The 17,605-nt window shown below is 53.1% G+C and carries 19 protein-coding genes and 1 riboswitch; of the genes, 9 read left to right on the top strand and 10 right to left on the bottom strand.

Annotation, left to right across the window (positions count from 1 at the left end; all coding sequences use genetic code 11):
• The first annotated feature begins 14 nt into the window (after positions 1-14).
• The 8 genes from HB631_RS19490 (at position 15) to cspE (ending at position 7,507) form a co-directional block, all read left to right on the top strand.
• Positions 15-842, top strand: a complete 828-nt coding sequence (locus tag HB631_RS19490; RefSeq protein WP_213992844.1) for an N-acetylmuramoyl-L-alanine amidase — start codon at positions 15-17, stop codon at positions 840-842.
• A 258-nt stretch (positions 843-1,100) separates the two neighbouring features.
• Positions 1,101-1,400, top strand: a complete 300-nt coding sequence (locus HB631_RS19485; protein ID WP_213992843.1) for a hypothetical protein — start codon at positions 1,101-1,103, stop codon at positions 1,398-1,400.
• A gap of 497 nt (positions 1,401-1,897) precedes the next feature.
• Complete coding sequence (locus HB631_RS19480) at positions 1,898-2,110, top strand: cold-shock protein (RefSeq protein WP_132922852.1); 213 nt, start codon at positions 1,898-1,900, stop codon at positions 2,108-2,110.
• Positions 2,111-2,495: 385 nt separating this feature from the next.
• Positions 2,496-2,990: a lipoprotein YedD gene (gene yedD, locus HB631_RS19475; protein WP_213992842.1), complete on the top strand. Its 495-nt coding sequence runs from the start codon at positions 2,496-2,498 to the stop codon at positions 2,988-2,990.
• Between the two features lie 91 nt (positions 2,991-3,081).
• Positions 3,082-4,236: an FAD-dependent urate hydroxylase HpxO gene (gene hpxO, locus HB631_RS19470; RefSeq protein WP_213992841.1), complete on the top strand. Its 1,155-nt coding sequence runs from the start codon at positions 3,082-3,084 to the stop codon at positions 4,234-4,236.
• Between the two features lie 389 nt (positions 4,237-4,625).
• Complete coding sequence (gene lpxP, locus HB631_RS19465) at positions 4,626-5,549, top strand: kdo(2)-lipid IV(A) palmitoleoyltransferase (protein WP_213992840.1); 924 nt, start codon at positions 4,626-4,628, stop codon at positions 5,547-5,549.
• 775 nt (positions 5,550-6,324) lie between these two features.
• Positions 6,325-7,089: a DUF481 domain-containing protein gene (locus HB631_RS19460; RefSeq protein WP_213992839.1), complete on the top strand. Its 765-nt coding sequence runs from the start codon at positions 6,325-6,327 to the stop codon at positions 7,087-7,089.
• A 208-nt stretch (positions 7,090-7,297) separates the two neighbouring features.
• Positions 7,298-7,507, top strand: coding sequence for a transcription antiterminator/RNA stability regulator CspE (cspE, locus tag HB631_RS19455; RefSeq protein WP_025244663.1), 210 nt, complete (start codon positions 7,298-7,300; stop codon positions 7,505-7,507).
• 65 nt (positions 7,508-7,572) lie between these two features.
• On the opposite strand, the gene crcB is transcribed toward cspE, so the two are convergent.
• Positions 7,573-7,965: a fluoride efflux transporter CrcB gene (gene crcB / locus HB631_RS19450; RefSeq protein ID WP_213992838.1), complete on the bottom strand. Its 393-nt coding sequence runs from the start codon at positions 7,963-7,965 to the stop codon at positions 7,573-7,575.
• A 72-nt stretch (positions 7,966-8,037) separates the two neighbouring features.
• A riboswitch (Fluoride riboswitch) is annotated at positions 8,038-8,100 on the bottom strand.
• A 264-nt stretch (positions 8,101-8,364) separates the two neighbouring features.
• On the opposite strand from crcB, the gene tatE reads away from it, so the two are divergent.
• Positions 8,365-8,571 (top strand): twin-arginine translocase subunit TatE, encoded by a 207-nt coding sequence (gene tatE / locus HB631_RS19445; RefSeq protein WP_213992837.1) that lies wholly within the window; start codon positions 8,365-8,367, stop codon positions 8,569-8,571.
• 149 nt (positions 8,572-8,720) lie between these two features.
• On the opposite strand, the gene lipA is transcribed toward tatE, so the two are convergent.
• The 9 genes from lipA to rsfS form a co-directional block, all read right to left on the bottom strand.
• The gene (gene lipA / locus HB631_RS19440) at positions 8,721-9,686 is read right to left on the bottom strand and encodes a lipoyl synthase (RefSeq protein ID WP_213992836.1); all 966 of its coding nucleotides are present in this window, start codon (positions 9,684-9,686) and stop codon (positions 8,721-8,723) included.
• A 133-nt stretch (positions 9,687-9,819) separates the two neighbouring features.
• On the bottom strand, positions 9,820-10,482 hold the full coding sequence (gene lipB / locus HB631_RS19435) for a lipoyl(octanoyl) transferase LipB (protein ID WP_213992835.1): 663 nt from the start codon (positions 10,480-10,482) through the stop codon (positions 9,820-9,822).
• Positions 10,483-10,496: 14 nt separating this feature from the next.
• A complete protein-coding gene (gene ybeD, locus HB631_RS19430; RefSeq protein WP_213992834.1) occupies positions 10,497-10,760 on the bottom strand; it encodes a DUF493 family protein YbeD in 264 nt (87 codons plus the stop codon).
• A gap of 328 nt (positions 10,761-11,088) precedes the next feature.
• Positions 11,089-12,300, bottom strand: a complete 1,212-nt coding sequence (dacA, locus tag HB631_RS19425; RefSeq protein WP_213992833.1) for a D-alanyl-D-alanine carboxypeptidase DacA — start codon at positions 12,298-12,300, stop codon at positions 11,089-11,091.
• Positions 12,301-12,470: 170 nt separating this feature from the next.
• On the bottom strand, positions 12,471-13,649 hold the full coding sequence (gene rlpA, locus HB631_RS19420) for an endolytic peptidoglycan transglycosylase RlpA (protein ID WP_213992832.1): 1,179 nt from the start codon (positions 13,647-13,649) through the stop codon (positions 12,471-12,473).
• Between the two features lie 9 nt (positions 13,650-13,658).
• The gene (gene mrdB, locus HB631_RS19415; RefSeq protein ID WP_213992831.1) at positions 13,659-14,771 is read right to left on the bottom strand and encodes a peptidoglycan glycosyltransferase MrdB; all 1,113 of its coding nucleotides are present in this window, start codon (positions 14,769-14,771) and stop codon (positions 13,659-13,661) included.
• 5 nt (positions 14,772-14,776) lie between these two features.
• Positions 14,777-16,681, bottom strand: a complete 1,905-nt coding sequence (gene mrdA / locus HB631_RS19410) for a peptidoglycan DD-transpeptidase MrdA (protein WP_213992830.1) — start codon at positions 16,679-16,681, stop codon at positions 14,777-14,779.
• 37 nt (positions 16,682-16,718) lie between these two features.
• Positions 16,719-17,189 (bottom strand): 23S rRNA (pseudouridine(1915)-N(3))-methyltransferase RlmH, encoded by a 471-nt coding sequence (gene rlmH / locus HB631_RS19405; RefSeq protein WP_213992829.1) that lies wholly within the window; start codon positions 17,187-17,189, stop codon positions 16,719-16,721.
• 3 nt (positions 17,190-17,192) lie between these two features.
• Positions 17,193-17,510 carry a ribosome silencing factor gene (rsfS, locus tag HB631_RS19400; RefSeq protein ID WP_213992828.1) on the bottom strand — a complete coding sequence of 106 codons (318 nt, stop codon included), beginning with the start codon at positions 17,508-17,510 and terminating at the stop codon, positions 17,193-17,195.
• Positions 17,511-17,605: the final 95 nt, after the last annotated feature.

The raw sequence follows: 17,605 nt of genomic DNA, 5'->3' as shown, positions 1-17,605 counted from the left end.
AACGGGGTGTGTTTATGCATAGAGTGCTTTTATATTTATGTTTGGTGCTTGTGGCGGGGTGTACCGGGAATTCAGGACAGATTGACCGGGGTGATTACCTGGCGGATACCACCGTTTCCTCCCGCAGTCAGGATGAGAGGATACGTTTTCTGGTAATGCATTACACCGCCGCGGACGACAATGAATCGTTACGTTTATTGACGCAGGGCCAGGTGAGCGCACATTATTTGGTGCACACCTCTCCGGAAATCATCCGGGGCAAGCCGGTGGCAAGTCAACTGGTTGCCGAGGAGAAACGCGCTTGGCATGGGGGCGAAAGCCACTGGCAGGGACGTGACAATCTTAACGATACCTCCCTGGGCATCGAAATCGTGAATCCTGGATTTAGCCAGGGTGTGAAGGGAAAACACTGGTATCCCTTCAAGGAAGATCAAATAGAACTGGTGGCGCGGCTGGCGCGGGATATCATCCATCGCTATGGGATAAGCCCGGCTAATGTCTTGGCACACAGCGATATCGCGCCCCTGAGAAAATCCGATCCCGGCCCGCTTTTTCCCTGGCAGCTATTGGCGCAGCGGGGTATTGGCGCATGGCCCGATCGGGCGAGCGTGGATAAGTATTTGGCGGGCAGGGCGTTTGGGACGCCGGCCTCGGTGGCTAACATCCAGCGAACCCTGGCCCGCTATGGCTACCGTATTCCACAGAACGGTCTGGCGGATGAGGAGACGTTACGCACCATCAGCGCTTTCCAAATGCATTTCAGACCAACAGATTTTTCAGGCACCCCCGACGCGCAAACAGAAGCTATTGCAATGGCGCTGGTGGAAAAATACCGCAGCTGACAAGGTCCGTGGCCGGGGATTCATAACGGGTGTCCGTTCCTGACCGCGGGAACCTGCGGACTTTCATCCCTTCCAGGGGTATGATGAGAGGAGCGCGTGGTCATCCTAAGCGACTTTTAACCGAGAATCTGCCGGGACGGGCAGATTCTCGGTTAAATTTCGTGCATTACTTACACAATTGCTCACACAAGCGGGATGCAATCAGGTAAAATACACAAACTTTCTGACAAAATTATGAAAATGCGGAGGTGTCCTGTCATGAATTCAAGTAATCAGCATCAAACCGAAAACCACTATAGCCCTATAACCACCACTTTATCTGGCGTCATCACCAAATCACCCAGCCGTATTAAAGGCAATACCGGACGACCCATGGTGAAAGCGACTATCCTGGCGGAAAGCGATAAACGCAGCTCTTACCCGTTAACCGTGGTGGGTTTCGATATCATGGCGCTGGAATTGATGGCTCATCTTCGGGGCGAACGTTTGACCGTCACTGGCCGTATGGAGTGGAACGGGGGTTATTCAATTGTCGCGGACCAGATTGTCTCCGTATAAATATGTCATTTCTTCCATGACGGCTTGCGCGTCCGGCATGACTTTTTAGAACCATCATACCTCCGGATACACAGTAGCCCTTCCCGGCCCGTACCCCATAGTCGTGATGATTTGCAAATCGAACGAGGTCGTTATTCATCGATAATCAACTCTATTTTTCAAGGAGTTGTGCGGCTTTTTTTTCGATTTGCATGTGGTAATCCGTGGTACCATGGATAGTGCCAGGAAAGTGCAACGGCATTGTCTGGAACGTTAAAAGGATGAAAAATAAAAATGAAAAAACCTTGCTATAACGATCCCCCTATGTGTAAATAGAGTTATCGGTTTGTAGAGCAGACCTATTTATGAATGTCATTTTAGTAAAGTTGTTCCGATTTAAACGGTATTGCAAATTATCGCTTCTCCGAGGAATTTCCTTCTTTAGTGCTCCCATAAGTAAATCTTGATAAGCAGACCTTAATCGCCTTTATGTGGCGGCCCTAAAAAAGGAAACAAAAATGGCTAACAAAATGACTGGTTCAGTAAAATGGTTTGACGCGGGCAAAGGTTTTGGTTTTATCACCCCTGCTGACGGTAGCAAAGATGTGTTCGTACATTTTTCTGCAATCCAAAGCAATGATTTCAAGACCCTGGACGAAGGCCAACAGGTCGAATTCAATATCGAACAAGGCCAGAAAGGTCCGTCAGCAACTAACGTTGTTGCTCTGTAATATAGCTGCTCTGTAATATAGCTGCCCTGTAACATGGTTGCCCTGCAAACAGCTGACGCAATATAGACGCGCAGTGTGTACAGCGCCGCTAGCGCCCCGGTAGTATCATCCCGGGAGCAACACGGAATCAATAAGAGTACCTGCGATAGCGATGAAGGCGAAAGCCGGAGCAGTCAGGTAACTTTTAAACAGCGAAAAAATTCTAAGCCTCGGTAATGCCGGGGTTTTTTTATGGTCATTTCCAATGAAATCCCCTCGCCGCACCGTTGGCAACTCATAACGTCCAACGAAATAACGCTGAATAGCGTTATAAGATTCTTGTCGCTTTTAACAATCCCCTTCATTTAATGCTAAAATCCCGCTTCGACTGAACAAGGACACTGGTATGAAGAAAATTTTTGTCACCGGTCTGCTGGCGACTGCTTTGGCCGGATGCGCGGGAACCGCCAATTATGCCGAGGTGATTAAAGCGCCCGCGCCGCAGGAACTTGCCGGCGTGTGGACGACTAGCGGGCCGCAAAGCTGGCTGGTCAGCCCTGAGGCCAAAGCCAGCCTCATCATCACTCGCGCCGGCGATACGCTGGACTGCCGCCAATGGCAGCGCATCATTGCCAAAAGAGGCAAGCTGGACAGGACCGGCGGCGAGTACTATAACGTCACTTTCAAAAACGAAAACTATAAAATCGACCTGACGGGCGGTGAGATGAAGTATGACCATATGATATTGCATCGGGTTAAAACACCCACCACGGAATGCATGGCTTACCTGAAAAGCGTCAATGGCGACTATATTATCCTTCAACCGACCGCCCCGGCCCGGCCCGCTGCAACATCACACAAAAAATCCGGCGGCGCGGCAATGAGAAATACAAAAGGCTGATATGATTGCCCGGCCATTTAATCTCAAGAGATTAAGATCATGGCACTGTAATTGCTTCTTGCCAAGATAACGTCCCTGAGAGGTCTTAACAATGAAAGCGATCATTATTGGTGCGGGAATGGGGGGTGCCACCGCCGGCATCGCCCTGCAAAAAATGGGCTGCCAGGTAGAGATATACGAGGCGGTGAGGGAAATAAAAACGGTGGGCGCCGCGATATCCATCTGGCCAAATGGTGTTAAGTGTCTGAATTTTATAGGGCTTCAACAGCAAATCAAGGCCCTTGGCGGAAATATGGCCGCAATGGCCTACCAGGACTATCGCACTGGGCAGACCCTGACTCAATTCAGTTTGCAGCCTCTGGTGGATCGGGTAGGTGAGCGCCCCTACCCGGTGGCCAGGGCGGAGTTGCAATCCATGTTAATGGATGCCTTCGGCCGGGAGCGAATTTATCTTGGCAAACGGTTGATGAAGATAGAGGATGACGGCCGACAGGTTACCGCCTGGTTTGAGGACGGCAGCTCGGCCAGCGGCGATTTACTGATTGGCGCCGATGGGGCGCACTCTGTCGCCAGGGGATATGTGCTCGGTTATACCGTTGAACGCCGGTACGCGGGTTATGTGAACTGGAACGGTTTGATTGCCGCTGAGGAGGGCTTGGCCCCGGCGGATCAATGGACCACCTATGTTGGCCAGGGTAAACGGGTCTCGCTGATGCCGGTAGCCGGCGGGCGTTTTTACTTTTTCTTCGATGTTCCTCTTCCCAAAGGGTTAACCCAGCAGCCTGCCGGCGTAAAAGAGGATTTGAGCGGTTATTTCGCCGATTGGTGCGCTCCGGTGCAACAGCTTATTCATAGGCTTGAACCCGCCGGCGTCAATCGGGTGGAAATACATGATATTGATCCCCTGGAGCAATTGGTGCGCGGACGCGTCGCCCTGCTGGGCGACGCCGGCCACAGTACCACGCCGGATATCGGGCAGGGGGGCTGCGCCGCCATGGAAGATGCGGTGGTGCTGGCCACCGTGCTGCGCACACACTCGCTGGGTATTGAGGATGCATTGCGTCGTTACCAGGAAAAACGGCGACAGCGCGTCGGATCCTTGGTACTTAAAGCGCGTAAGCGCTGTGATGTCACGCACGGCAAGGATCCGGCGGCCACTGAACTTTGGTACCGCAGCCTGGCGGGCGAAACGGGAGAGCATATTATCGACGGATTAGCCGAAACTATTGAGGGCGGTCCGCTGTAGCGGCGAAAATAGCCGTCTTTGGCGAGGCGCTATCGGCCAGTGGCGATTGCCTTGCCATGCTGCACGTTCTGCGACGCTATCCCCATAGTCCGATTATTTTATGACGGCGGCCATTCACTCTTGCCGCTGATTGTCGGGTTTGGTAAATAAGCTTTGCCTCGGCTCCCCGCCGGGGTATGGTTCATGAAATATTTTTCAAGATAATCCCGATGCGGATTATGGTATTCTTATCTGCTCCCAATCATTTTTCTTTGTTAGAAAATGTCCTGTTCGCTTCTGTTATTGTCATTTTTCCTTTCTGAAAAAAAAGAAAAGTGCCTCTTATTCAAGCAAATAATCCAGGGTAATTTTTGAAAAAGGTAAACAATAATATTATGAAGCGTAACTAAATGGTAGATTCACAAAAATTTACATTTTCATTACTGCATCCGCGCTATTGGCTTACATGGTTCGGTCTGGGTGTGCTGTTTTTATTAGTACAACTGCCTTATCCGACATTATATAAGCTGGGCGGCTGGCTGGGCCGGCAATCAATGCATTTTCTAAAACGCCGGGCGGCAATAACCCGCCGGAACCTTGAACTCTGCTTTCCCGCCATGGATCCGGCCAAATTGGAACGAACCGTGGTCAATAATTTTCGTTCGGCGGGCATGGGGCTGATTGAGACCGGTATGGCCTGGTTCTGGTCTGATGCCAGGGTGCGGCGCTGGTTTGATGTTTATGGGTTGCATAATCTGCAGCAGGCCAATGAACATAATCAGGGCGTGATGGTCATTGGCATTCATTTTATGTCGCTGGAGCTGGGCGGGCGGGCTATGGGATTGTGTCAGCCGATGATGGCCATGTATCGGCCCCATAATAATAAGGTGATGGAGTTGGTGCAAACCTGGGGCCGGATGCGGTCCAACAAGGCGATGCTGGATCGCAAGGATTTGCGCGGCATGGTGCAGGCTATGAAGCAGGGCGAGACGGTATGGTTTGCCCCCGATCAGGATTACGGCCCGCGCGGCAGTATTTTCGCCCCTTTTTTCGCCGTGAGTCACGCCGCCACCACCCGCGGCACTTTTACGCTGGCCCGGCTGGCTAACCCGAAACTGGTGCCGGTGGTATTGCTGCGCAAAAGAAATGGCAAAGGATACCGGCTGCTGATTCAGCCACAGCTGGATGGTTACCCGTTGGATGACGAGATGGCCGCCACCTGTTATATGAATAAAATTGTCGAGCAGGAAATCATGCGGGCGCCGGATCAATATTTATGGATGCATCGGCGTTTCAAAACCCGGCCCACCGGTGAACTTTCACTTTACCTCTGATTCACCGCTTTCTTGAAATAGGGGATCGTGCTATTAGCCTTTTTAAGCGGAGCCATGAAAGCCTCGTCGTTTTGATCACCTTTTGCCGCAGTTCCCCTTGAATGGACTCGTCCCGGATCTAATCCCCCGATATAACCTGTTTTTTGCCGCTTTTTCCAACAATCACCACGGCGGGTAATTTCTATACTGGCATCATGAAAATAAACACAATGGTCAGAGAATATCCAAATATGGACGAAGCACATAATAACGCCTGGGTAATGGTGTTTCTATTCAGTGCGCTGTTCTGGACGATCGGCGGTGGCTTCATTTACTGGTTACTCTGTAAATAGAGTGCGGCGCGGCCTGTTATTCACATTTGAATTAATTAATTAACTTTATTTAAACATTTGCCCAAATGCAGGGACTATCGGCATTTTTTTTCATTTTTTTCGGGCGATTATGCAAATCTGTCGGTATAGTAATCGACAATTCAGGATACTTTTATATTTCAGATTAATCCGAAATTTTCAGTACCGGGCAATGTAAATATTGTGCAAACGGAAGTAAAGGTCTGTGCACTGTGATGTTTATTTAAAGTTACTGAATAATCAGCTTTTTTTTAGTACTTTACCGCCCAAGGCTCCAACAGAACTTAAATAAAAGCTGTAAAGTTTAAAGTTTGTTACCAATATTACAAAAAATTACTGGTACACCTTTTGTTCTGATTCGCTACACTATCAACCTTTCTTTACATGTGCTGGTTTCATACCCCCCAATTATTTATAGGTAAATTATGTTACGCAATGGCCGCTCTCGGGCAGTATCGCTGTTAGCTATCCTGGGAATGTCCCTGGCTAGTTTCTCGACTTTTGCTGATACCGATATCTTCACCGCGCTGGATGATCCATCAACCGCGAAAAAAAGTTTCGACGGCAATGTCCAAGGCAGCTACAACAAGCAATCCGGTAACACCACCAGCTCCAATCTGGCCGCCAGCACCACCATGACCTGGTTTCAGCCGACCAATGCCTACAGTATCTGGGGCGAAGCGGCGAATGATTCCTCCAATGACGTCCGCTCGGATGAAAAATATCAGGCCGGTGCCCGTGCCCGCCATAACCTGGATGCCGATAATTTCCTGTTTGGCCAGGCCAACTGGTTAAGCGACCGCTATAACGGTTATCGTTCGCGTTCCACCGCCACCGCCGGTTACGGGCGTCAGCTGCTTAACGGCCCCATCACGCATTTGCGGGTGGAAGCCGGTCCTGGCGTAAGGCACGACGAATTCGAGAACGGCGGCCGTCAAACCAAGGCCTTGGCATATGGCGCGATGTCCTTCTCTTATCAGTTAACCGATAGCACTCAGTTTATCCAAGGCGTATCGCTATTGGGTAACGCGGATCTTACTGCTAACTCCGAGACCGGCCTTAGCGTGGCCATCAATAAGAGTTTCGCGCTGAAAGTGACCTATGACGTGACCTATAACAGTGCGCCTCCCGAAGGCGCGCCGAAACATACCGATACCAAGACCGCTATTTCCCTGGTCTACGGGCTTTGATTTTCCCATCGTTTCGGCCGTGCTGAACGGCTGAATCACGTGGGTTGGAAGCAGATAAAGTCAGTGGGAAGTGGTCTTGCAGGTTAAAATGTTATTTTAAGTATTTTTATCACGTTTTGATGATCTTGCGCTGGACAAAGGACTTACCAATTGCTGTACTACACACGACACAGAGTTGGTGTCTATCAATTATTTAAAGGTAAGTTTGATGTCTAAGATTAAAGGTAACGTTAAGTGGTTCAACGAATCCAAAGGGTTCGGTTTCATTACTCCGGAAGACGGCAGCAAAGATGTATTTGTCCATTTCTCCGCTATCCAGAGTAACGGTTTCAAAACGCTGGCCGAAGGTCAACGTGTTGAGTTCGAAATCACTAACGGCGCCAAAGGCCCTTCGGCCGCTGACGTAACAGCTATTTAAATATAGCCGGTTTCCTGAAAAACCCGCCTCGTGCGGGTTTTGTTATTTTAAGGGGATGCCGCTGCTTAAAGCGGTACCGGCGGTCCGAACAGGTGCACCAATCCCACCGCCACGAAGGTCATGATTAATGAACCCACCAGATTCAGCAAAATGTTCACCCCCGCCCACAGCATCTGTCCGCTAAGCATCAACGTCACGACTTCCGCTGAGAACGTGGAAAAAGTGGTTAAACCGCCACAAAGTCCGGTTGTGATAAATAGCTTCCAGAACGGCTCAATATGCGTCATTCGCACAAACAGAGCCAGGCATAGCCCGATAACGAATGCACCCACCAGATTGACGGTCAGGGTACCTGCCGGGATATGAATCGATGAGCTGCTCAACTTCAAGCTCACGTACCAACGTAATACGCTGCCGAGACCTCCGCCGATAAAGACGGCCGAAAGAAGGGTAAACATAAAGACCTTTCAAAATGAGGGAATGAAAGCTCACAAAGGCGAACACGACGCTACGTTCCTCTTTGCAGGCAGGTTAACGTAGGCATCATCAGCCGAAACGGCGGTTAGAGGAGGAATGCCATCTCCGGCATTCATTATACATAAAATTTGTTTATAGCAAAGGACGGAGGCTTTGGGTCGGATGCCGCCGCTATTGGAAAATCGTTGTTTCACCTCTCGCCGATTGCTGGTACGGTAGGTCATAGAGGATCGATGGCATCATCCCGATTCATCCGGATTTCCCGCTCGGTATGTAAATCTGTTACAGATATCTCTTGTAATAGGGCGATAATAGCGGTAAAAAGCGTTAAACTGTAAGTTCGCTGGTTTTATGAGCAAGCGTTAATCAAGAAGGTGATTATGGAAGGTTTAAGCATTACCAAATTGTTAGTTATCGGCGCCTTGATTGTGCTGCTATTCGGTACCAATAAACTGCGTAGCCTGGGTGGCGACCTGGGGGCTGCTATCAAAGGGTTCAAGAAGGCCATGAATGGCGATGAGCCGACCGCGCAGAAAACGCAGACTGAAGAACCGGTGGCTCCTCAGGTAACAGAACGCAAAGACTAAAGCGAGCTGATAAAAAGGATGGTCGCGTAGCCCATCCTTTTTGCATTGCCTGCGATATTTTCCCTTAGCCGTGCCCACCGTAGCGCCGTAATATACTGCGCCGTGCCGTTTAGCGTCATAACCGTTGCTCTTTATCTAAAGGATATCGGTTACTTCACTTCAATTCCCTTAGCCTGTAAATCCGCGTGGTAAGACGAACGTACGAAAGGACCGCAAGCCGCATGGGTAAAGCCCATGGCTAATGCTTCCCCCTTCATGTCGTCGAATTCCTGCGGGCTGACATAGCGCTTCACCGCCAGATGGTGGCGGCTGGGTTGCAGATATTGGCCGAGGGTCAGCATGGTAACGCCATGACGGCGTAAATCGCGCATGACTTCAACTATTTCTTCATTGGTTTCGCCAAGTCCCACCATCAGCCCGGATTTAGTGGGCAACCCGGGGTTAGCCTCTTTAAAGCGTTCCAGCAGCTTCAAGGACCAGGAGTAGTCGGCGCCGGGGCGGACCTGGCGATAAAGCCGCGGCACGTTTTCCAGATTATGGTTGAAGACATCCGGCGGCGAGGTATTGATGATTTCCAGCGCCCGATCCATCCGGCCGCGAAAATCCGGGACCAGCGTTTCGATTTTAATGGTGGGGTTTTTGACCCGGATGGCGCTGATGCAATCGGCGAAATGCTGGGCGCCGCCATCGCGTAAATCATCGCGGTCCACCGAGGTGACCACCACGTAACGCAGGGCCATCTCAGAGATGGTCTGGGCGAGTTTTTCCGGCTCGCCGGCATCCGGCGCCGTCGGGCGTCCATGGGCCACATCACAGAAGGGACAGCGGCGGGTGCATATGGCGCCGAGAATCATAAAGGTGGCGGTGCCGTGATTAAAACACTCCGCCAGGTTGGGGCAGGAAGCTTCTTCGCAGACGGAGTGCAAACCGTTTTTGCGCATCGCGGCCTTTATTCCCTGGATACGTGTGGAATCCGACGGCAGTTTGATCTTCATCCATTCTGGTTTGCGCAACAGCTCTTGCCGCTCTACCGCCACGGTTTTAACCGGAATTAAGGCCATTTTGTCTGCGTCACGGTATTTAACGCCGCGTTCCATCTGTATCGGTTTAGTCATAATATCGCGGGTCCCGTCCCCAAAGTCCTTGAATGAACCTTATCATCCGGACTGTTACGTGGTTGTTCAACTTTTTTTGATAAAACGTCAAAAATTATAACATGTTTGATACCGGCGGTGCATGCTCTTCGGGCTATTGCGGATAATCTTCCCCGCGCCAGGGCAGGATTTCGCTGGCCGGGTTATGCAATAACGCGAGAAAAGACTCAATCAAAACCGGCGCGACATCGGCCGTTTGCACGCCGGGGACATATTCGCTCACCTGGGTCATACGCAACCCGGCGTATCCGCAGGGGTTGATGCGCAGAAACGGCGACATATCCATGGCAACATTCAACGCCAAGCCGTGGAACGAGCAGCCTTTGCGGATGCGCAGCCCCAACGAACAGATTTTGGCCTCGCCGACATAGACACCCGGCGCATCGGCGCGGGCGCGGGCACTAATACCAAAGCGGGCCAGTGTCGCCACCACCAGGTCCTCCAGCAGGGTCACCAACTGCCTGACCCCAAGCTTACGGCGCTTCAGATCGAGTAATACGTACATCACCTGCTGGCCGGGGCCGTGAAAGGTGACCTGGCCGCCGCGATCGCTCTGTATGACCGGTATGGATCCCGGTTGCAGAATATGTTCGGCTTTGCCGGCCTGTCCCTGGGTAAAGACCTGGGGATGTTGCACCAGCCAGATCTCGTCCGGCGTCTCAGGGCCTCGGCGCTGGGTAAAGACATGCATCGCCCGGGACACGATGTCATAGGGTTGCAGGTTCAACTGACGAATGATGACGTTATCCGATGACACAGGCAGCTCCCGCTTTACAATACCATGCGAACCATCTCGATCTTGCCCAGTTCCTCATACAATGCCTCCACCTGCTCGATATGCGTGGCGGTGATGGTAATGGAAACCGCGTGATAGTTGCCCTTGCTGCTCGGTTTGACCTCGGGAATGTAATCACCGGGCGCATGGCGCTGCACCACTTCCACAACGTCGTCAACCAGCTCGGGACGCGCGACACCCATGACTTTATAGGTGAACGAGCAAGGAAATTCGAGCAGTTCGTTCAGTTTGGTTTTCATTGGCGCTCCGGATAGCGTAGATATCCCGGCAAAACCCAGGGGCGGAATACCGGACTACAAAAATGACACTCCCGCGATAGCGGAAGTCAGGTCTGCTGACAACATACTCGGAGTCTATGAGTCGGGACAGGCTGCTAGAAGAGTAAACCGTCAGCGCCAGGGATGGCGCGGATCGAGCCTCCATGGATGGATTCACGGCGTGTTTACGATCTGGCGGCCTGTCCCGACCGGGCACTTTGTCAACAAGCTCACCCCCGCAATAGCGGGAGTGTTAACGATTGGATCTATTATACGGCGGCGGGTTTAAGCCTGACAAGGAATGCTTCCGTTACGCGAACAAGTGATGGAACATCAGTTTGATATAATCCACCATCCGGCTGAAGATATTGCCTTCTTTCACTTCATTCAGCACCACCAAAGGATGCTGATCGATAATTTTGCCGTCGAGCTGGAAATTAATGGTGCCCACCGGCTGATTCAGCGCCAAAGGTGCGTGCAGCTCCGTCTTGTCCAGGGTATAGCTGGCTTTCAAATCTTTCATGCGTCCGCGGGGGATGGTGATATACGCATCTTTATCCACGCCCAGCTTGACCGTGTCGGCATCGCCGAACCAGACCGGCTCGGAGGCGAATTCCTTACCGGCTTTCAACGGCGCCACTGTTTCAAAGAAACGAAATCCCCAGGTCAGTAATTTGCGGCTCTCGTTTTCACGTCCTTTCGAGGACCGGCCACCCATCACCGCGGAAATCAGCCGCATCGGTCCATCGGTGGCCGAGGCCACTATGTTGAACCCGGCGGAATCCGTATGGCCGGTTTTGATGCCGTCAACGTCCAGATTGGTATCCCACAATAAACCGTTGCGGTTCAACTGACGGATATTATTGTAGGTGAATTCCCGCTCTTTGTAGGTGATATATTCATTCGGCACGTCGCGGATTAACGCCTTGCCGATCAATGCCATATCACGGGCTGAACTGAACTGGCCCGGCGCGTCGAGACCGTGCACCGTCTCAAAATGGGTATTGGCCAGGCCCAGGGCGCTGACGTAGTTGTTCATCAAACTTACAAAGGCATCCTGGCTGCCGGCGACATAATCCGCCATGGCAACGCAGGCATCATTGCCCGACTGAAGAATGATTCCCCGGTTCAATTGCGCCACCGGAACACGATCCCCTGGTTTAAGGAACATCAACGATGAACCTTTAAATACCGGGTTACCGGTTGCCCAGGCATCTTTATTAACGGTTACTACATCGTTAGGCGTGATTTTACCCGCCTTGATAGCCTGGCCGATAACATAACTGGTCATCATTTTGGTCAGACTGGCCGGGTCGCGCCGGCTATCGGCATTCTGCTCGGCCAATACCTTGCCCGAGTTATAGTCCATCAGGATATAGGACTCAGCATCGATTTGCGGTGCGCCGGGAATCATGGTCTTCAGATTCACATCATCCGCCAGGCTCTGGGCCAGGGGAAACAGTACGATGACGGAACTTAACGCTAAGCGCTTGAATAAAAGGTGGGTCATTTCTTTATTCATGTCAGGACAACAGCATCCATGGGAGTAAGTTAAAATCGTGCCACACTATAGCAGATGTATAAAAGAGCGGCATCAGACATTCGATTCCCCGACAAAGGAGAACCTTTTAAGAATGTTTCAAGGGGCACGGAACGTTAAAACGCTCCGCAGGCCGTTAGCTTTGCGGTGTTTTACTCCGCAGCGGTGGTAATAAATGACTGCTGCTGTGCTTCGCTGGATAACCGTTGCTGCAGTGCGGCGGCTTGCTGGCGGCTGCTGAACGGTCCAAGCTGCACCCGATAGAGGTTGCCGTTGGCGGTCACTTTACCCGGAACGCCGAAACGCTGGCCGAGGGTCTTTTGCCAGGTCAGCGCTCGCTGTTTGTCCCCCAGCGCCCCCACCTGTACCACGAAGCGACCGGATACCGGTGCCGCAGCCGAGGCATGGGTCTTGGTATAGGTCGCGGCCGGTGCGGCGGACGCTTGGGATGGCGTATAGGTTGGGGCGGACGCGTGGGACGGCGTATAGGTTGTCGCCGGTGCGCCGGACGGTTCACCGGACTCCACTACGCCGGCCGGCAACGGTGAGGGACTGCCGAGAAAGCCGCCGCCGGTGCCGGATGCGGACGGGGCGGACGGCGAATCAGGCGAGGAAGTCACGGGATCCGCCACCGGGCGGATAGTCGGCGCCGGGACGGCTCCGGTGCCGGAAGATACCCGCGTGTCGTCTACCGGCGCCGACGAGGACGGCTGCATCGCACCCGGCGAGGGGCCGTCCAGGTTCGGGCGCGGCGGTAGCGCATAGGTCTGTTTGGCCACCACGGTGCCGATGGTGCCCGGCCCGGACAAGGTGCCGTCGGGGGCGACCTGGATAAAGTCCACCTTGACCGTGGTTTGATTGGATATATTGAGCCGTTCGGCGGCGGCCTCCGACAGGTCGATAATGCGCCCCGGGGTATAAGGTCCGCGATCGTTGACCCGCACCACCAACTGGCGGCCGTTACTCAGATTGCTTACCCGCACATAGCTGGGCAACGGCAGTGTCGGATGGGCGGCGGTCAGAGCCTGGGCATCGAAGGGTTCGCCGGTGGCGGTGGTATTGCCGCTGCGCTCGGCGCCATAAGAGGAAGCCAGCCCGGTTTCACTGAAATTCTGCGGGTTTTTGACGATACGGTAGGTTTTCCCGTCCATCTGGTAGTCTTGGCCGGTATTGGGGTTATAGGGTTCATAACGCGGCTCCACGCCGCTGATTTCCACCACCGGGCCGTTATAGGCCGCCGGCGCGGCGGATTGCTGCGGCGTTTCGGTAGTCGTGGTACATGCCGTGAGCAACAGCCCAATCACGCCGATCCAGTGCCATTCCTTCCGCATTGCTCACCTCTATAGATTTTTAGACAGCATCTTCCGATGTGTATGTATCGACATGACGATACCGAAGCCCGCCATAAGCACAATCAAGGCCGAGCCGCCGTAGCTTACCAGGGGCAGCGGCACGCCGACCACCGGTAAGATACCACTTACCATGCCGATATTCACGAAGACATAGACGAACAGAATCAGCATCAGACCGCCCGCCATCACCCGGCCGAAGGTGGTTTGCGCCTTGGCGGCAATCACCAGCCCCCGCATGATTACGCATAGATATAGACCTAATAGCACCAGAGCGCCAATCAGCCCCAGTTCTTCCCCCAATACCGCAAAAATGAAGTCGGTATGGCGTTCGGGCAGAAATTCCAATTGGGATTGGGTTCCCTGCAGCCAGCCTTTGCCGCTCAAACCGCCGGAACCGATGGCGATTTTGGACTGGATGATATGGTAACCCGCCCCCAGGGGATCGGTTTCCGGATCCAGCAGCATCATTACCCGCTCCCGCTGGTAATCATGCATCAAAAAGAACCACAGTATGGGAATGAAGGCCGCCACCATCAGAGCCGCCAGGACGATAAGTTTCCAGCTCATCCCGGACAGGAAAAGTACAAACAGTCCCGAGGCGGCGATCAAAATGGCGGTGCCCAGGTCGGGCTGGGCCGCCACCAGCAGTGTCGGCACAAAAATAAGCACCAGGGCGATGGCTGTATTTTTCAACGACGGGGGACAACTGTCGCGATTGATAAAGCGCGCCACCATCAGCGGCACGGCGATTTTGGCGATTTCCGACGGCTGAAACCGTACAAAACCCAAATCCAGCCAGCGCTGCGCCCCTTTACTCACTTGGCCGAAGGCATCCACCAGCATCAGCAGGACCAGGCTGATAACGTACAAATAGGGCGCCCAGGCCTCATAGACCCGGGGCGGCACCTGCGCCAGCCCCAGCATGATCAGCAGTCCCATCAGGATCTGGCCGATCTTGCGTTCCATCATGCCCACATCCTGGCCGCTGGCGCTCCATATCACGATGGCGCTGTAACCCAGCAGCAGCATGATGAGGATAAGAAACGGTAAATCAATATGGAGTTTGGCCCAGAATGTCCCGTTTTGCTGATTATCTGTCATGTTGTTCAATCACCTTCGGTACCTGGGGGAGCGGGCTGCTCGGCCGGTAAATTAATCGTGTTGTCGCCCAACATGATATGATCAAGGATCTGGCGGGTAATCGTCCCCACCGCCGGGCCGACCCCGCCGTTTTCCAGCACCACCACCACCACCACCTCAGGCTTGTCGTAGGGCGCGAATGCCGTCATCAATTTATGGTCGCGCAGGCGCTCGGCAATCTTATGCGCATTATAGACTTCATTGGCCTTAAGGCCGTAAACCTGGGCGGTACCGGATTTGGCCGCCACCTTATAAGGCGCGTCGGCAAAATTCTTGCGGGCGGTGCCGTTCGGCCGGTTGGCCACCCCGTACATACCGTCTTTGGCAATCTCCCAATAACCGGAATGGGGATCGCCGATTTGGGTATGCTCCTGTTGCTGGTAAGGAATCAGCTTGCCGTTTTCACGGGTGCTGTACAACAGATGGGGAATTCGCACCGCACCGTCATTGATCAGGGACATCAGCGCCTTGGACATTTGTATTGGCGTCGCGGTCCAATAGCCCTGGCCGATGCCCACCGGGATGGTGTCGCCAAGATACCAGGGTTTTTTGAAGCGTTGCAATTTCCATTCGCGGGTCGGCATGACCCCGGCGCGTTCTTCCGAAAGGTCGATGCCGGTTAGCGAGCCGTAACCGAACTTCGACATCCATTCCGAAAGCCGGTCGATACCCAAATCATAAGCCACCTGATAGAAAAAGGTATCCGCCGATTCCTCCAGGGCTTTGGTGACGTTTAGCTTCCCATGCCCCCATTTTTTCCAGTCGCGATAGCGCTTATCAGAACCGGGCAGTTGCCACCAGCCGGGATCGAACAGCGTAAAGTTTTTGTTGATGACCCCCAGGGTCAATGCCGACACCGATATATAGGGTTTTACCGTCGAGGCGGGCGGATAGACCCCCTGGGTGGCGCGATTGATTAACGGCCGGTCTTCATTCTCCAGCAAACTGCGGTACTGCTTGCCGGAAATGCCGTCCACGAACAGATTGGGATCGTAACTGGGATTGGACACCAGCGCGCGAATACCGCCGTCGCGAGGATCCGCCACCACCACCGCCGACCGGCTGCCCGCCAGCAATTGCTCAATATAGATCTGCAGGTGTAAATCCAGCGTCAGGTAGATGTCTTTGCCCGCTTGCGGCGGCTGTTCATGCAACTGGCGAATGACCCGGCCGCGGTTATTCACCTCCACCTCTTCATAACCGGTTTTGCCGTGCAGAACGCTTTCATAATAACGTTCGATGCCCAGTTTGCCGATATCATTGGTGGCGGCATAGTTTGCCAGGATGCCGTCTTTGTCCAGCCGCTCCACGTCCTTGTCATTGATTTTGGAAACGTAACCGATGACATGGGTCAGGGCGGATCCATAGGGATAAAAACGGCGCTGGTAGCCTTTGACTTCCACACCGGGGAAGTTGAACTGGTTTACGGCGAAACGGGCCTGTTCCACGTCGGTCAGCCCTACCTTGAGGGGGATCGAAGTGAAGCGATGAGAACGTTTACGTTCTTTTTGAAAGTTGGCGATATCTTCATCGGTCAGATCAACGATGGGCCTGAGGGCTTTGATGGTCCCCTGCAGGTCGTCGATTTTTTCGGGCATCAGCTCGAGCTGGTAGATGGTGCGGTTCATCGCCAGCGGGATGCCGTTGCGATCGTAAATGATGCCGCGGCTGGGGGCGATGGGCACCAGTTTGATCCGGTTTTCGTTGGACCGGGTTTGATAATCTTCAAAACGGGTAATTTGCAGGTGGTAGAGATTGACCACCAGAATCCCGCTTAACAACAGAATACCTAAAAATGCCACCAGCGCGCGGCGAATGAATAATGCCGACTCAGCCGAATAGTCGCGAAAGGGGTTGTGATCTATTTTCATTCCGCGAGATTATTTCACTTTGTGCATCTTCACCGGGTTATTCCCGGTGATAAGGATGGTTGGTGGTAATGCTCCAGGCACGATACAGGCTCTCCGCGACTAACACCCTGACCAAGGGGTGAGGCAAGGTTAACGGCGATAACGACCAGCTCTGTTCCGCCGCCGCTTTGCAGGCTGGGGCCAACCCTTCGGGACCGCCAATCAGCAGGCTGACATCGCGGCCGTCCCGCTTCCAGCGTTCCAGCTGGAGCGCCAAAAACGGCGTCTCCCACGGGGTGCCGGGAATATCCAGCGTCACGATGCGGTTGCCTTTACCTACCGCGGCCAGCATCGATTCGCCTTCTTTTTCCAAAATGCGGCCGATATCGGCATTCTTTCCCCGTTTGCCGGCCGGGATCTCCGTCAGTTCAAACGGCATGTCTTTGGGGAAACGGCGCAAATAATCCATAAAACCGGTTTGCACCCAATCCGGCATTCTGTTGCCCACCGCGATCAGCTGAAGTCTCACCGGTCAGCTCCAGAGTTTTTCCAATTCATAAAGCTGACGACTTTCGGCTTGCATGACATGCACAATGACATCCCCCAGATCGACTACGATCCAGTCGGCGACTTTTTCGCCTTCCACCCCCAGCGGCATCAGACCCGCGCTGCGGGACTCCTGCACGACGTGATCGGCGATGGACATCACATGGCGGCTGGAGGTGCCGGTACAGATCACCATACAGTCCGTAATACTGGATTTACCCCGTACATCAAGGGAAATAACATCCTGACCTTTCAAATCATCAATTTTATCAATGACGAAATCTTTGAGCGTGTTACCTTGCAAAGGTTCCCCTCCGGTGTGCTTCGCATGCGCTGCCCTGTAGTACCTATGTAGTACCTATGTAGGACAAGGCTGCGTTCAATGGGTGATTCCTGCCT

This window comes from Sodalis sp. dw_96, from assembly GCF_018449575.1.
Classification (GTDB): domain Bacteria; phylum Pseudomonadota; class Gammaproteobacteria; order Enterobacterales; family Enterobacteriaceae; genus Acerihabitans.
This window is presented reverse-complemented; position numbering and strand designations above follow the sequence as displayed.

Bases quoted from the DNA above. Each gene is read 5' to 3' on its own strand.
- lpxP (WP_213992840.1), top strand. From the start codon at position 4,626: ATGGTAGATTCACAAAAATTTACATTTTCATTACTGCATCCGCGCTAT.
- HB631_RS19490 (WP_213992844.1), top strand. From the start codon at position 15: ATGCATAGAGTGCTTTTATATTTATGTTTGGTGCTTGTGGCGGGGTGT.
- ybeD (WP_213992834.1), bottom strand. From the start codon at position 10,760: ATGAAAACCAAACTGAACGAACTGCTCGAATTTCCTTGCTCGTTCACC.
- hpxO (WP_213992841.1), top strand. From the start codon at position 3,082: ATGAAAGCGATCATTATTGGTGCGGGAATGGGGGGTGCCACCGCCGGC.
- HB631_RS19460 (WP_213992839.1), top strand. From the start codon at position 6,325: ATGTTACGCAATGGCCGCTCTCGGGCAGTATCGCTGTTAGCTATCCTG.
- cspE (WP_025244663.1), top strand. From the start codon at position 7,298: ATGTCTAAGATTAAAGGTAACGTTAAGTGGTTCAACGAATCCAAAGGG.
- tatE (WP_213992837.1), top strand. From the start codon at position 8,365: ATGGAAGGTTTAAGCATTACCAAATTGTTAGTTATCGGCGCCTTGATT.
- crcB (WP_213992838.1), bottom strand. From the start codon at position 7,965: ATGTTTACCCTTCTTTCGGCCGTCTTTATCGGCGGAGGTCTCGGCAGC.
- mrdA (WP_213992830.1), bottom strand. From the start codon at position 16,681: ATGAAAATAGATCACAACCCCTTTCGCGACTATTCGGCTGAGTCGGCA.
- dacA (WP_213992833.1), bottom strand. From the start codon at position 12,300: ATGAATAAAGAAATGACCCACCTTTTATTCAAGCGCTTAGCGTTAAGT.
- rlpA (WP_213992832.1), bottom strand. From the start codon at position 13,649: ATGCGGAAGGAATGGCACTGGATCGGCGTGATTGGGCTGTTGCTCACG.
- HB631_RS19480 (WP_132922852.1), top strand. From the start codon at position 1,898: ATGGCTAACAAAATGACTGGTTCAGTAAAATGGTTTGACGCGGGCAAA.
- HB631_RS19485 (WP_213992843.1), top strand. From the start codon at position 1,101: ATGAATTCAAGTAATCAGCATCAAACCGAAAACCACTATAGCCCTATA.
- lipA (WP_213992836.1), bottom strand. From the start codon at position 9,686: ATGACTAAACCGATACAGATGGAACGCGGCGTTAAATACCGTGACGCA.
- mrdB (WP_213992831.1), bottom strand. From the start codon at position 14,771: ATGACAGATAATCAGCAAAACGGGACATTCTGGGCCAAACTCCATATT.
- yedD (WP_213992842.1), top strand. From the start codon at position 2,496: ATGAAGAAAATTTTTGTCACCGGTCTGCTGGCGACTGCTTTGGCCGGA.